This is a genomic window from Halomonas sp. JS92-SW72 (assembly GCF_003547075.1).
GTDB classification, from domain to species: Bacteria; Pseudomonadota; Gammaproteobacteria; order Pseudomonadales; family Halomonadaceae; genus Halomonas; species Halomonas alkalicola.
Genome location: NZ_CP032147.1, coordinates 3,883,178 through 3,897,431, shown reverse-complemented (window position 1 = coordinate 3,897,431; position 14,254 = coordinate 3,883,178). Strand labels below are relative to the sequence as shown.

13 protein-coding genes are annotated in these 14,254 nt (G+C 67.6%); 4 read left to right on the top strand and 9 right to left on the bottom strand.

The window, feature by feature from the left end; translation table 11 throughout:
- Positions 1-24: 24 nt before the first annotated feature.
- The 3 genes from lnt to D1793_RS18390 are packed head-to-tail and all read right to left on the bottom strand — an operon-like array spanning position 25 to position 4,227.
- Complete coding sequence (gene lnt / locus D1793_RS18400; RefSeq protein WP_086509369.1) at positions 25-1,527, bottom strand: apolipoprotein N-acyltransferase; 1,503 nt, start codon at positions 1,525-1,527, stop codon at positions 25-27.
- A 4-nt stretch (positions 1,528-1,531) separates the two neighbouring features.
- Complete coding sequence (gene lspA / locus D1793_RS18395) at positions 1,532-2,035, bottom strand: signal peptidase II (protein WP_086509370.1); 504 nt, start codon at positions 2,033-2,035, stop codon at positions 1,532-1,534.
- Complete coding sequence (locus D1793_RS18390; protein ID WP_086509371.1) at positions 2,032-4,227, bottom strand: heavy metal translocating P-type ATPase; 2,196 nt, start codon at positions 4,225-4,227, stop codon at positions 2,032-2,034. Before D1793_RS18390 ends, lspA begins: the two co-directional genes overlap by 4 nt.
- An 85-nt stretch (positions 4,228-4,312) precedes the next feature.
- Between D1793_RS18390 and D1793_RS18385 the strand changes: the two genes are divergently transcribed.
- Positions 4,313-4,771 (top strand): helix-turn-helix domain-containing protein, encoded by a 459-nt coding sequence (locus D1793_RS18385; protein WP_086509372.1) that lies wholly within the window; start codon positions 4,313-4,315, stop codon positions 4,769-4,771.
- Between the two features lie 21 nt (positions 4,772-4,792).
- Here the strand turns inward: D1793_RS18385 and D1793_RS18380 are convergent, their stop codons facing one another.
- The 4 genes from D1793_RS18380 to D1793_RS18365 all read right to left on the bottom strand — a co-directional run bounded on the left by D1793_RS18380 (position 4,793) and on the right by D1793_RS18365 (position 10,007).
- Positions 4,793-5,575 (bottom strand): ZIP family metal transporter, encoded by a 783-nt coding sequence (locus tag D1793_RS18380; protein ID WP_086509373.1) that lies wholly within the window; start codon positions 5,573-5,575, stop codon positions 4,793-4,795.
- Between the two features lie 107 nt (positions 5,576-5,682).
- Positions 5,683-6,942 carry a M23 family metallopeptidase gene (locus D1793_RS19730; protein ID WP_200825301.1) on the bottom strand — a complete coding sequence of 420 codons (1,260 nt, stop codon included), beginning with the start codon at positions 6,940-6,942 and terminating at the stop codon, positions 5,683-5,685.
- Positions 6,939-7,616, bottom strand: coding sequence for a thioredoxin domain-containing protein (locus D1793_RS18370; protein WP_086509374.1), 678 nt, complete (start codon positions 7,614-7,616; stop codon positions 6,939-6,941). The genes D1793_RS19730 and D1793_RS18370 overlap by 4 nt, the downstream gene beginning before the upstream one ends.
- Positions 7,617-7,832: 216 nt before the next feature.
- Entirely contained in the window at positions 7,833-10,007 is a 2,175-nt protein-coding gene (locus tag D1793_RS18365; protein WP_119023408.1) for a malate synthase G, read from the bottom strand.
- Positions 10,008-10,242: 235 nt separating this feature from the next.
- Here D1793_RS18365 and D1793_RS18360 point away from each other — a divergent pair, with 235 nt between their 5' ends.
- Together D1793_RS18360 and D1793_RS18355 are read left to right on the top strand one after the other, a co-directional pair.
- The gene (locus tag D1793_RS18360; RefSeq protein WP_119023407.1) at positions 10,243-11,229 is read left to right on the top strand and encodes an alpha/beta hydrolase; all 987 of its coding nucleotides are present in this window, start codon (positions 10,243-10,245) and stop codon (positions 11,227-11,229) included.
- Positions 11,226-11,723 carry a hypothetical protein gene (locus D1793_RS18355; protein ID WP_119023406.1) on the top strand — a complete coding sequence of 166 codons (498 nt, stop codon included), beginning with the start codon at positions 11,226-11,228 and terminating at the stop codon, positions 11,721-11,723. The genes D1793_RS18360 and D1793_RS18355 overlap by 4 nt, the downstream gene beginning before the upstream one ends.
- 12 nt (positions 11,724-11,735) lie before the next feature.
- Here D1793_RS18355 and D1793_RS18350 read toward each other — a convergent pair whose 3' ends face one another.
- Positions 11,736-13,238: a YifB family Mg chelatase-like AAA ATPase gene (locus tag D1793_RS18350; protein ID WP_119023405.1), complete on the bottom strand. Its 1,503-nt coding sequence runs from the start codon at positions 13,236-13,238 to the stop codon at positions 11,736-11,738.
- Positions 13,239-13,304: 66 nt separating this feature from the next.
- Entirely contained in the window at positions 13,305-13,631 is a 327-nt protein-coding gene (locus D1793_RS18345) for an accessory factor UbiK family protein (RefSeq protein ID WP_119023404.1), read from the bottom strand.
- 279 nt (positions 13,632-13,910) lie between these two features.
- Here D1793_RS18345 and D1793_RS18340 point away from each other — a divergent pair, with 279 nt between their 5' ends.
- The gene (locus D1793_RS18340; RefSeq protein ID WP_119023403.1) at positions 13,911-14,249 is read left to right on the top strand and encodes a P-II family nitrogen regulator; all 339 of its coding nucleotides are present in this window, start codon (positions 13,911-13,913) and stop codon (positions 14,247-14,249) included.
- Positions 14,250-14,254 lie beyond the last annotated feature (5 nt).

The window sequence follows — 14,254 nt, the reverse complement described above, 5'->3', positions numbered from 1 at the left end:
TCTCCCTTTTCGGCTGGACCCTTATCATCCAGACCGATGTGTGTTGAATCGCCATCCAAGCAGCACCAGTAAGGCGGCCAACAGCCAGGTCGGCCAGCTACCGGTTCGGGTGAACGGCGTGTTTCCCACCATGGGCATCACCTCGCCGCGAAGGCTCGTCGCCTGGAACTGTGGTGCGCGGGCCGTGACGCGGCCCTGAGGATCGACGATGGCGGTCACGCCGTTGCTGGTGGCGCGGATCAGGTACCGGCCGTTCTCCAGGGCGCGAAGGCGGGCCATCTGCAGATGCTGCAGGGGGCCGATGGAACGGCCGAACCAGGTGTCGTTGGAGACCGTCAGCAGTAGCTCAGCATCGCGCGCCTGCTCGGCGACCCGGTCGGCATAGATGATCTCGTAGCAGATGGCGTTGCCGATGGTGGTCCCGGCGGCGTGGATCGGCCCCTGAGCCTCGGGCCCGGGCGTCATGGTTGGCATGGGCAGGTCGAAGAAGGCAATGGTACCGGCGAGCAGACGATCAAGCGGCAAGTATTCGCCGAAGGGCACCAGGCGCGCCTTACGATACTGGCCCTCGGCGTTCCCCAGGCCGATCACGCTGTTGTAGTAGTCGCCTCCGTCGCGCTGCAGAATGCCGGTGAGCAGGGCGGTGTCGGGCGCGAGATTGGACTGCACCCGCTCGAGGATCGGTCGCGCCTCTTGCTCGAACATCGGCAGGGCCGCCTCGGGCCAGACAACCAGGTCGAGGTCGCCGGACTGGGCAAGGGTCAACACCGTGTAGATACTGGCCGCCTCGCGCTGGCCCTCGGGCGTCCATTTGATCGCCTGATCCAGGTTGCCCTGCAGCAAGGCGACCCGCAGCGGCTCGCCGGCCGGGGAGGTCCACTGGGCCGGCAGGGCCAGGGGAGTCAACCAAAGAGCGGCGATGGGCACTATGGCCCACCAGCGTCGGCGCAGAAACTCCACGCCCAGGGTGCCGGTCAGCGCAGTGATCAGCGATAGCAGGTAGACCCCACCGACCGGAGCCCAGGCCGCCAATGGCGAGTCTACCTGGGAGGTGCCCAGCAGCAGCCAGGGAAACCCGGTAAACAGCCAGGTGCGCAGCCATTCGCTCAGCACCCAGACGCCGGCGAAGCTGAGGAAGGCCAGCCGCCGGCCCGTTATGCGACGATAGAACCAGAAGGGCACGGCAAAGAACAGCGCCAGGCCGGCCACGAACAGACCGGTGAGGAAGAGCGCTAGGGGCGCCCCGGTATAGCCATAGTCGTGGATCGCGACGAAGACCCAGGAGGTCCCCGAGCCGAACAGGCCTACCCCATAGCACCAGCCGCGAAGGGCGGCCTGAGAGGGTGTCAGAGCATGGATGCCGACATAGACGAGGGCCACCGCTATCGGGCCCAGCCACCACAGCGCGAAGGGCGCGGCGCTCAGGGTGGTCAGCCCTCCGGCGACCAGGGCCAGCAAACAGCCGAGAGCCGGCGTGACCCGTCCGGCAAGCGTCTTGTGCGGGACTGACAGGTTGTCTGCAACCATGCCGTCACTCAGACAATCTGGAGGAGGGACGCTCACGCAAGGTCGTAATGGCGAAGGCCACTACGCCCAGGAACAGAGCGATATCCGCCAGGTTGAAGGCGGGCCAATGCCATTCACGCCAGTAAACGTCCAGGTAGTCCACCACATACCCTCGTGCCAGGCGGTCGATGCCATTACCCAACGCGCCACCCAGCATCAAGCTGTACCCCAGCGCCTCCAGACGGGGCCTGGGCCGGCACAACAGGATGGTCAGAACGATAGCCACCATCCCCGTCAGGCCCAGGAAAAGATAGCGCTGCCAGCCACCCGCATCGGCGAGGAAGCTGAAGGCTGCCCCCGTGTTCCACCAGTGACCCCAGTTGAAGAATGGGGTCAGCGGGACGGTCTGGCCATACGGCATCAGCGCCTGCACCAGCCACTTGATGACTTGGTCGGCCAGGCCGACCAGGCCCGCCAGGGCCAACCAGTACGGGCCCTGACGCGCCATCGCTATCCGTTTCGTTCTCATGACGTGGCTTCCTGGTAGCGCGGGCTTGCCGAGCCACTCGTGGCGGTGACGGGCGAGAAGCGATAGCCCAGCAGCCGCATGGCGTTCAGGGTCACCAACACGGTGGCGCCGGTATCCGCCATCACCGCGATCCACATGCCGGTAATGCCCAATGCCGTGGTCACCAGGAAGATGGCCTTCAGACCCAGCGCCAGGGCGACGTTGGTCTTGACGTTGCGCAGCGTGGCCCGAGACAGGTCAATCAGCTCGGCGATGCCGGTGACGCGGTTCTTGAGCAGGGCCGCATCCGCCGTTTCCAGTGCCACGTCGGTGCCGCCCCCCATGGCGATGCCGACATCGGCTGCTGCCAGCGCCGGGGCATCGTTGATCCCGTCACCCACCTTCCCTACAGGCCCCCGGCCGGCGGCCTGCCACGCCTGCACGCGCCGGGCCTTGTCCTCGGGCATCAGCTCGCCATACGCCTCGATGCCGAGAGAGCCACCGATGGCAGCGGCGGTACGTGCATTGTCACCGCTGAGCATCACCGCCTGCACGCCCAGGCGTGACAGCGCCGTCAGCCCCTCCTGGGCGTCCTCACGCGGCTCATCGCGTACTGCGATCAGCCCCAGCGGACGCTCGCTCTCGACCAGCAGGGCGAGACTCTTGCCGGCGTGTTCCAACTCGGCGATCCGGGCGCTCAGATCGTCATCGAGTGCAGCCTGCTCTGTCAGTTGCCGGGGGGAGACCAAGCTCAGCTCACGCCCCTCGACCTGACCAGCGACGCCACGTCCCGAAAGGGCTCGGTTGCCGTTCGTCTGGGGGATGGAAAGGCCCAGCTGCTGTGCATGCGAGAAGATGGCGGTGGCGATGGGATGACTGGAGTCACGTTCCAGCGCGGCGGCCAGCCTCAGGATCTCCTGCGCGCCCTGGCCGGTGGCCCAATCCTCCACGTCGGTGACCTTGGGGGTACCGGCGGTGAGGGTGCCGGTCTTGTCCAGCGCCACCGTTCGGAGCTTACCCAGCTGTTCGAGCACCGCGCCGCCCTTGATCAGCAGCCCACGGCGGGCGCCCGCCGAGAGGCCGGCAGCGATCGCCGCGGGGGTCGAGATCACCAGGGCACAAGGACAGGCGATCAACAGCAGGGCCAGGGCGCGATAGACCGATTCCGACCAGGCCATGGTCGAGACCAGCGGCGGCACCACCGCCATCAGCAGGGCGAGCCCCACCACCGCCGGCATGTAGTAGAAAGCGAAGCGATCGATGAAGCGGGCCACCGGTGCCTTGGCGGCCTGGGCCTCCTCCACCAGGCGGATGACCCGGGCGATGGTGTTGTCCTCGGCACCGCGGGTTACCTCCACTTCCAGGGCGGCATCGAGGTTGACCGTGCCGGCGAAGATGTCGTCACCCGGGGCACGCGAGCGGGGCACGGACTCCCCATTGATCGGTGACTCATCCACATCGGACTCGCCGGTCAGGATACGCCCATCGCAGGGGACGCGGTCGCCCGGTCGCACCAGGACTCGCTGCCCGGGCGTAAGCGTGGCGGCCGAGACCTCCCGGATTTCCCCATCCTCCATCAGCCTCGCCGTGGACGGGGTGAGGTCCGCGAGGGCCGAAATGCTGCGTCGCGCCCTTGAGGCGGCCACCCCCTCCAGCAATTCGCCCACGGCGAACAGGAAGACCACCACCGCCGCCTCGGCGGCGGCATCGATGGCCAGGGCGCCCAGGGCGGCGATGCTCATCAGCATCTCGATGGTGAAGGGGTTGCGCATCTTCAGCGCGCCCCAGGCACTCTGTGCGATGGGCACCAGCCCCACCAGGGTGGCGGCGACGAAGGGCCAGTTGCCCAGGGCCGGCCAGGTCAGGCGGAGAACGAAGGCCAGAGTCAGCAGGCCCCCGGTGACGATTACCAGGCGTCCCTTGGCGGTCTGCCACCAAGAGGCTGGGGAGGCATCCGACTTACCTCCCTCATCCTCGCCGGCAAGGCGGTAACCGAGCTCGTTAAGGGTCCGCTCGATCGCCTCATGAGAGGACCTCGTGCTCTGCTGAGGGTGAATCGTCACCGATCCGGTGACCGAGCTGGCCGACACCTCCTCGATGCCCTCCAGGCGGCCCAGCGCAGCTTCGACCTTGCGCTCGCACCCACCACAGTCCATGCCTTCCACCCGTAGCGTCGAGGCTGTGGCCGTGGCTATGGGTGCTGAATTCTTCATGGTGACACTCCTGGCGATGCGTTATCCTTTGCAGTATAAACCTTATAGCAACTATAGATTCAAGCCATACGGGAGGAACATCAGGATGCCGGAGATTAGCCCTGCCATCGGCATCGGCGAGCTGGCACGGCGCGCCGGCTGCAAGCCTGAAACGGTGCGCTACTATGAGCGCATCGGGTTGGTGGGCGATGCGTCGCGCACCGTGGGTGGGCAGCGACGCTACGGCGAGGAGGCTGTCAGGCGGTTGACCTTCATTCGCCATGCCCGGGACTTCGGCTTCTCGGTGGATGCGGTGCGTGAACTGCTGGCCATGTCAGACCAACCCGACATGCCGTGTCAGGAGGTCGACGCCATTGCCAAGCACCACCTGGAGGAGATCGAGGCGCGGCTGCAGCGGCTCTCCGCTCTGCGTGACGAGCTCAGACGGATGGTGAGCCAGTGTGCCGGGGGGAAGGTCGAAAGCTGCCGGATCATTGAAGTGTTGGGCGATCATCAGCTTTGTATCAGCGACCAGGCCCACGGAGGCGCTCACGATCTGGGGTAGGCGCCTGGACGGGTCGGCATGCTAGCCCAGCGAGACATCCAGGAACAGCATGAGTACCAATCCCACCGAGAGCCCCAGCGTCGCCTTGTTCTGGTGGCCGCTTCGGTGGGTCTCGGGAATGATCTCATGGCTGATGACATAGAGCATGGCGCCGGCGGCGAAGGCCAGCCCCCAGGGGAGCAGCACTTGCGACATGCTGACGACTCCCGCTCCCAGCAGGCCACCCAACGGCTCGACCAGCCCGGTGAGGGAGGCAATGGTCCAGGATCGCCAGCGTGAATACCCCTCACCCAGCAATGCCACTGCCACCGCCAGGCCTTCCGGCGCATTCTGCAGGCCGATACCGATAGCAAGGGGAAGTCCCCCTTCGCTTCCCCCTGCTCCGAAGGCCACACCCACCGCCAGACCCTCTGGCAGGTTGTGGATCGTGATGGCGAAGATGAATAACCAGATTCGGCGCAGCGATGCAGCCTCCGGCCCTTCACGCCCCTGTTCGAAATGTTCGTGGGGGAGTCGCTCATTCAGCAGGGCGACCAGTCCGATCCCCATCAGTATCGACGCGCAGGCAATGGCGGCAGGCAAGACGCTACCGCCATAGCGCAGTCCAGAGGCTTCCAGGGAGGGAATGATCAGTGAAAAGAAGGACGCCGCCAGCATGACACCGGCGGCGAATCCGAGTGCCAGGTCGCGAACGGCACGATCGGGCGCCTTGCTGATCAGGACAGGTAGCGCTCCGATGGCGGTCATCGAACCGGCGGCAAGACTACCCAGGAACCCCAGTGTGACCGGAGAGACACCTTCCATAGACCCTTCCCTTCTGGAGGATTGGTACTGCAGGGAATGTTGTGTCACACGACAATAGCCATTACATGGCCACCGATGCGTGTCATACAACAAGCCTGCCTGTCGGCCTATCGATTATCCAAGGCGACCAGACCGGACGTACCGATGGCTTTTTGCAGACGACCACGAGCCTCGAAGAGCACGCTTCGATAATCCTGGGGTGCCGGTGACTCCCCCAGAATGATGCGCTGCCCCTCCTCCAGAGGATCGACAGGTCGGTCACCCACTCTCACTTCGTAGTGCAGGTTGGGACCCGTGGTGAGTCCGGAGGCCCCGACTTCCCCCAGCGTGTCGCCGGCATTGATGACGTCCCCGACCGACAGACCGGAGGCGAAGCGGCTGAGATGCGTATAGCGGCTGAGGGTGCCCATCTCGTGCTCTACCTCCACGACACGACCATAACCTCCACGGCGACCGATGAAGGAGACCCGCCCCGGCGCCGTCGCCATGACCGGGGTGCCGCGAGGCGCGGCAAGGTCGACGCCGTCATGACGACGTACCCCCCCGTATACGGGATGGCGTCGATTGCCGAAGGCGGACGTCAGGCGTGCGCCGACCACCGGGAACCGCTTCGTCTCCACAAGGCTACCGTCCTTGTAGAGCATCACGGTGGCTCTCTGGTCCGCTGGCCATACCATCTCCAGTCGTGCCGACTGGTCAGCCAACCCCATATAGGTCAGACGGGGAGGCCCAACTCGCGTGCCATCCTCTCGGCGATCCTCTTCCCACAGTAACTGCAGGCGCTCCGCGCCCGAAATATCTCGGGCTGTGTCCATGAGTCCGCCTAACAGCACCTCGAGGTCCACGGCGAAACGCGTGGGTATCCCCTCTGCCGCCAAGGCGGCATAGAGTGACGTTTCGACGTCCACTTCACGGCCCAGAGTCAGGGTGTCGAGACGAGGCGGGACAATCCGCGTCGACGGCCGCTCCCCAAGCGTGACGACGTATTGAATACCCGAATCACGCTCGATGGTCACCGACACCGGCTGTCCGGTCGTCAGAGAGGTGAAAGTGAGACGGTCTCCAGGCCGCAAGCGTCTCGGGTCGAACCTCTCCGCCAGCGATTTCGACGCTTGGGTGCGCGTGTCGGAATCCGCGCCAAGCTGCTGCAGCAATGCATTCAGGGTATCCCCTGGTGCCACGGTTAGCTCTTGGGCGACGCGCTCGGGCGGCTGAACAGCCGAGGGTGATGATCCCTCCTGCGGGATAGCTTGTGCCCTGGCCGATGTCGGCTCGCTCGGTGATAGCGAGGCATTGTCTTGCCAATGGGCTTCGGCCAGCAGAGGGCCCAGCCCCATCAACCCTACCAGCATCCAGCGTCGCGTCATGACGCATCGTCCTCGCCAGAGGCCTCGGTCACCTCACGATTGACGGCGTCGACCAGCTCCTGCATGCCGAAGGGGTCCACCAGCTCGCCATTGACGAAAAAGGTCGGCGTCTGGCGGATCTGATTGGCCTTGACGTCAGCCTTGTCCTGGTCGAAGACCGCTTGTACCTCGGGTGAATCAAGTTGTTCCTCTGCTGCAGCTCTATCTAGACCGGCCTGGCTGGCGATATCCAGAATAGCAGCTTCATCGAAGCTGCCATGAGCCGCCCACTGGCTCTGGCGGGCCAGCAACGCCTCCAGCACCGGCTGGAAGACGTCCTGGTGCCTGGCGACTTCCAGCACGCGAATGGCGGTTTCGGACACTTCTCCGTGGAAGGGCGTGTAGCGCACCACCAGCCGCACCTGGTCGGGGTACTCTTCCAGGATGCGCTTGGTCAGCGGGTAGAAGGCACGGCAGGCCTCACAGGCCGGGTCGAAGAACTCCACGATGGTCACCGGTGCTTCTTCCGGCCCCAGAATAGGCGAGTGTGAGCGCACCAGAGAGTTTTCGACCTGAGCTCCATCCTGGTTGGCCGCCTCGGCGCCCATGCCCAACAGCGAGGGTCTCGATACGATCACGATGATGGCGATCAGCATCAACGCACCGGCCAGGATAAAAGTCGCTTTTTTGTACATTTACTTCTCCAATTCAAATGGTTAAGTGTCGGGTCCCGTGTGATTGATTACCCGCTTGGTAAATAACTCTGGTCGCTTGGCCTGCAGTACAGGACTCAGGCCTTGGGCGCCGGCTGAATGAAACGTCCAACTATTGGGGGTCAGTTCATACCCGGGGCGCTTCTGGATCACGGCAGGCCGCGTCGGCCTGGGCGATGCCTTCTTGCTTCGGCTGGGTTACTTCGCCTTGTGCACGGCGCGCCAGTGGTGCAGGAGCGGCTCGGTGTAGCCGGAGGGCTGCACGCGGCCCTTGAAGATCAGGTCGCTGGCGGCCTGGAAGGCGCTGGAGCCCGCGTAGTCGGCGCTCATCGGCGTGTAGGCAGGGTCGTTCGCGTTCTGCTCGTCCACCACCTTGGCCATGCGCTCCAGGGTCGCCTGGACCCGGGCGGCGTCGACCACGCCGTGGTGCAGCCAGTTGGCGATGTGCTGGCTGGAGATCCGCAGGGTGGCGCGGTCCTCCATCAGGCCCACATCGTGGATGTCCGGCACCTTGGAGCAGCCCACGCCGTGCTCGACCCAGCGCACCACATAGCCGAGGATGCCCTGGCAGTTGTTGTCCAGCTCCTGCTGGATCTCCTCGTCGGACCAGTTGGCCTCGGCGGCCACCGGCACGCTGAGCAGCTCATCGAGGTAGTCCGGCTCGCCCTGGGCCTCCAGCTCGCGCTGGATGGCGGTGACGTCCACCTGATGGTAGTGCAGGGCGTGCAGGGTGGCGGCGGTGGGCGACGGCACCCAGGCGGTGTTGGCGCCGGCCTTGGGGTGGCCGATCTTCTGCTCCAGCATGGCGGCCATCAGGTCCGGCATGGCCCACATGCCCTTGCCGATCTGGGCGCGGCCGCGCAGGCCGCAGGCCAGGCCGACCTGGACGTTGTTCTTCTCGTAGGCCTGGATCCAGGCGGCGCCCTTCATGTCGCCCTTGCGGATCATCGGGCCCGCTTCCATGGCGGTGTGCATCTCGTCGCCGGTGCGGTCGAGGAAGCCGGTGTTGATGAAGACCACGCGGGAGGCGGCCTCGGCGATACACGCCTTGAGGTTCACCGTGGTGCGGCGCTCCTCGTCCATGATGCCCATCTTGAGGGTGTCGCGGGACATGCCCAGCAGGTCCTCGACGCGGCCGAACAGCTCGTTGGAGAAGGCAACCTCCTTCGGGCCGTGCATCTTGGGCTTGACGATGTACATGGAGCCTTCGCGGGAGTTGCGCGGCTCACCCTCGCCCTTCTTGAGGTCGTGCAGGGCGATCAGGCCGGTCACGATGCCGTCGAGGATGCCCTCGGGCAGCTCGTTGCCCTCGGCGTCGAGCACCGCCGGGTTGGTCATCAGGTGGCCGACGTTGCGCACGAACATCAGCGAGCGGCCGGGCAGGGTCAGGCTGCCGCCGTCGGGGGTGGTGAAGGTGCGGTCGGCGTGCAGGCGGCGGGTGATGGTCTTGCCGCCCTTCTCCACCTGCTCCTCCAGGTCGCCCTTCATCAGGCCCAGCCAGTTGGCATAGACGCCCACCTTGTCCTCGGCGTCCACCGCGGCCACGGAGTCCTCGCAGTCCATGATGGTGGTCAGCGCCGCCTCGACGACCACGTCCTTGACCCCGGCCGGGTCGGTCTTGCCGATCGGGTGGCTCGGGTCGATCTGGATCTCCAGGTGCATGCCGTGATTGACCAGCAGCACCGACTCGGGGGTCGCCGCCTCGCCGGTGTAGCCCACCAACTTGCCAGGCTCCTTGAGGCCGGTCTCGCGGCCGCCCTCCAGGGTGATCACCAGGTGGCCATCACGCAGTGCGTACTTGACGGCGTCGCGGTGGGAGCCGGTGGCCAGCGGCGCGGCGCGGTCCAGAACGCCGCGGGCATAGGCGATCACCTTCTCGCCGCGCTTGGGGTTGAAGCTCGTGCCCTTCTCGGCGCCGTCCTCCTCGGAGATGGCGTCGGTGCCGTAGAGGGCGTCATAGAGGCTGCCCCAGCGCGCGTTGGCGGCATTCAGCGCATAGCGGGCGTTGCTCACCGGCACCACCAGCTGCGGGCCGGCCTGGACGGCGATCTCGCGATCCACGTTGGCGGTGGTCACCGCGACCTTGGCGGGGGCCTCGGCCAGGTAGCCGATCTCCTTGAGGAAGGCGCGATAGGCGGCCATGTCACCCACCGGGCCGGGGTTCTCGCGGTGCCAGGCGTCGAGCTGCTCCTGCAGGCGATCGCGTTCGGCGAGCAGTTCGCGGTTCTTCGGGGTCAGATCATGGAAGAGGGCATCGACGCCGGCCCAGAACGCCTCGGCATCGACGCCGGTGCCCGGGAGCGCCTGCTCGCTGATGAAGCGGTCCAGCTCGGCGGCCACCTGAAGGCGATGGCGAGTGACACGTTGGGTCATGTTGGATCTCCTCGTGCTTGGCAGCCGGCGGGTCGCGTGCCAGTCTGCCGGGACAGGGGTGGAGTGACTGCTGTGCCCGTGATTTTGTGGAAAATACTTCCATGTGTAAACCCGCAAAGCGCCGGGATCGCGCTCAGCTAGACCAAAAGATAAGGCAGGCCCGCACAGCTTGCCCGCTTTCCATGGTGTCGGTCCAAGCCCCGGGCCGGCATGGTCGTGCGCCGCGGAGGATTCGATGAGCGACTTCACCCCACTGCAGGCGCTGGGCCCGGTTCGGCTGGTCACCCCCGCCGAGCCGGTCCCCGGCGACGATCACCTGGAGCGCTACCTCGGCCACTACGGCCTGGCCCCACTGCTGGCCGAGCACGTGGGGCTCTACGTGGGCTATGTGGACGCCCGGAACTTCCGGCTCTGGACCCAGGTGTGGAGCCCCGACGACCCGGTCGGCACCGCCTTCGTGGTGCATGGCTACTTCGACCACCTGGGGCTCTACCGCCACCTGCTGGAGCGCCTGCTGGAACGCCGCTGGCGCGTGGTCCTGTGGGACCTGCCTGGCCACGGGCTCTCCAGCGGGCCGCGGGCCTCCATCGATGACTTCGACGACTACGGGGGCTGCCTCCACGCCCTGCAGCAGCACCTGGAGGCGGAGGGGCTCGCCCCGCGCCCCTGGATCGGCGTGGGACAGAGCACCGGCGCGGCGATACTGGCCACCGACGCCCTGACCCGCGGCGACGACGGCCACTGGGCCGGCCTGGCCCTGCTGGCCCCGCTGGTACGCCCCTGGGGCTGGAACCAGTCCAGCTGGCTGCACCTGCTGGTGGGTCCCTTCGTGCGCTCCATCCCGCGCAGGTTCCGCGCCAACTCCACCGACACCGACTTCGCCGCCTTCCTGCGCGAGGGCGACCCGCTGCAGGCCGATCGCGTCGCCATCGGCTGGGTCAGCGCCATGCGCCGCTGGATGCCGCGGCTGCTCGCCCTGCCCCCCACGCCGGTGAAGACCCTGATCCTGCAGGGGGAGCAGGACCTCACGGTGGACTGGGAGTGGAACCTCGCCGTGCTGGAGCGCAAGTTCCCCAATGCCGAGATTCACCGCCACCCCGAGGCGCGCCACCACCTGGTCAACGAGGCCGAGCCGATCCGCCAGGCGCTCTTCGACACCCTGGACCGCTTCATCGACGACCTGGCGCCCGCCGCCGCCCACCGCGAGACCGACCGCCCATGACTGCCCACCGCCGCCTCCTGATCGCCCCCCTGCTCCTCGCCCCCCTGCTGCTGGCCGGCTGCGCCGCCGCTCCCGATCGCCCCGAGACCCTGCGTCAGGCGCTGCTCAACCTCGGCGAACGCGCCGCCGGCCGGGTGATGGAGGCCTCCGCCCTGCCCAAGCCCCCCGCCGACCAGGTGCTGCTGCTGGCCACCCCGGAGGTGAACGGGGAGCTCAGCATCGGCCAGGAGCGCTTCCGCGAGAGCCTCACCCGGGCGCTGCTGGCGGTGAGCGACGGCCCCCAGGTGCTCGACTGGAGCGACAGCATGGGAGAAGGGAGTGGGGAGAACCAGTGGCGCCTGGAGAGCCGGCTGATGGCCGACGGGCCGCGCCTGCGGCTCTCGGACCGGGAGCTTTTGCCCTACCGCCTGACCCTGGTGCTGCGCCGCCCCGGCGGCGACTCGGTGATGTGGGAGGAGAGCCTGCAGGGCGCCCTGGACGCCACGGCGCTGTAGGGGGCGAGCCCCCTACCCCTTGAGCAGCCGATCCAGCTGCCGATAGCCGATCGCCTCGATCAGCTGCTCCCGGGCCGGTTTCGGCTCGCCGGCCAGGTCGGCCAGGGTCAGCGCCACCCGCAGCACCCGATGGTAGGCCCGCGCCGATAGCCTGAGCCGCTCCAGCACCTGCGCCAGCCAGGCACGGTCGGCGCTGGCGAGGTCGCAGGCCGCCTCCAGCTCCCGCCCCGCCAGGTGGGCATTGAGCGCCCCCCGCGCCAGCTGCCGCTCCCGGGCGGCCACCACCCGCCGGCGGACGATCGCCGATGACTCCCCCGCCGTGGCCGCCGTGAGCTGCTCCGGCGGCAGCGCCGGCACCTCCACCTGAAGATCGATGCGATCGAGCAGCGGTCCGGAGAGCCGCGCCTGGTAGCGCTGGATCTGGGCCGCGGTGCAGTGGCAGGTCTGGCGGGGATCCCCCAGGTGACCGCAGGGACAGGGATTCATGGCCGCCACCAGTTGGAAGCGAGCCGGAAAGCGGCGCTGGTGGCTGGCCCGGGCGATATGGATCTGGCCCGACTCCATGGGCTCACGCATCACCTCCAGCACGTGGCGCGAGAACTCCGGCAGTTCGTCGAGGAACAGCACCCCGTGGTGGGCCAGCGAGATCTCCCCGGGTCGCGGCTTCGAGCCACCGCCTACCAGAGCCACGGCGCTGGCGGTATGGTGCGGCGCCCGAAAGGGGCGGCGACCCCACTCGGCGGCCAGCGGCAGGCCGCTCACCGAGCGCACCGCCGCCACCTCCAGCGCCTCCTCCTCGGTCAGCGGCGGCAGGATGCCCGGCAGGCGGCTGGCCAGCATGGTCTTGCCGGTGCCGGGCGGGCCGGCGAAGAGCAGGTTGTGGGACCCCGCGGCGGCCACCTCCAGGGCGCGGCGCGCCTGGTACTGGCCGCGCACCTCGGCGAGGTCGGGCAGCGATGTCGCCGCCTCCGGCGGGCGTGTCAGCCGGTGCGGCGCGATGGGGGCCTGGCCCAGCAGGTGGGCGACCACGTCCAGCAGGTGGTCGGCGGGCAGCACCTCGAGGTCGCCGGCGAGCGCCGCCTCCTCGGCGTTGGCCCGGGGCACGATCAGCCGCCGCCTGGCACGGCGGGTGGCCAGGGCCAGGGGCAGCACACCGGTGATCGGCCGCAGGCCACCGTCCAGGGCCAGCTCACCGACGCTCTCGATGTCCGCCAGGGCCTCCGGGGGCAGCTGCCCCGAGGCCAACAGCAGCCCCAGGGCGATGGGCAGGTCGAAGCGACCGCCCTCCTTGGGCAGGTCGGCGGGCGCCAGGTTGAGGGTGATGCGGCGCAGGGGGTAGTCGAAGCCGGCGTTGACCAGGGCGCTGCGCACCCGCTCGCGGCTCTCCTTCACCGCCGCCTCGGGCAGCCCCACCAGGGTCATCCCCGGCAGGCCGTTGGCCAGATGCACCTCCACCTGCACCTCGGGGGCCTCGAGGCCGAGGCCCGCACGGGTATGGACGATCGCCAGCGTCATGGGCGTTCCCTCGCCAGGAATCCTGCCCTCAGGCTAGCCCAGGAGACGCCAGAGCGCCCGGCAGGCTCAGCGGCCGGTTTCGCCACCGCCGGCATCCGCCTCGGGAGCCTCGGGGGCCGCCGCCGGCGGCGCCGGCACCTCGGCGGTGCGCGCCTCGAGCAGCGTCTCCAGCGCCGCCACCTGCTGCTCCAGCGCCTCGACGCGGGCGCGGGTGCGCTGCAGCACATCCATCAGGATGTCGAAGTCCTCCCGGGAGACCAGCTCCAGGCGGTCGAAGGCGCCGCGCACCACCTGCTGAATCCCCTTCTGCACCTCCTCCGGCGCCTGGGACGCGCCCTGCAGGCGCTCGCCGATCTGCTGGGCCAGTCGGCTGATACGGTCATGGCTCACCATGGGTCTCTCCTGAACGTGTGGAATGCCGGCTACAGGATACGCATGGCCCGCCGCGAACGCATGCCCTGCCGATGCGCCAGGATGGCGCGCCTGCACCACGACCCGGCACCAGCACGGTGCAACCGCCCTGCCCCCCTTCCCCGGGAGATCGGCCACGCGGCCACAAACCCCACCCAACCGGCTGTTTTTACATGCATTTGTCATGCATTGGCACGTTTGGCGCAGTGGCAGGGCATGCGGCCGCCGTGCCCATACCCAACGCAACCGGGGAGACAAGGGATGAAACTCATCACCGCCATCATCAAGCCATTCAAGCTGGACGACGTCCGCGAGGCGCTGGCCGACAACGGCGTCCAGGGCATCACCGTCACCGAGGTCAAGGGCTTCGGCCGCCAGAAGGGACACACCGAGCTCTATCGCGGCGCCGAGTACGTCGTCGACTTCCTGCCCAAGGTCAAGGTCGAGGTCGCCGTGGACGACAGCCGCCTGGAGACCGTCCTGGATGCCATCTGCGGCGCCGCCAACAGCGGCAAGATCGGCGACGGCAAGGTCTTCGTGACCCCGCTCGAGGATGTCATCCGCATCCGCACCGGTGAACGCGGTGCCGACGCCGTCTGATCGTT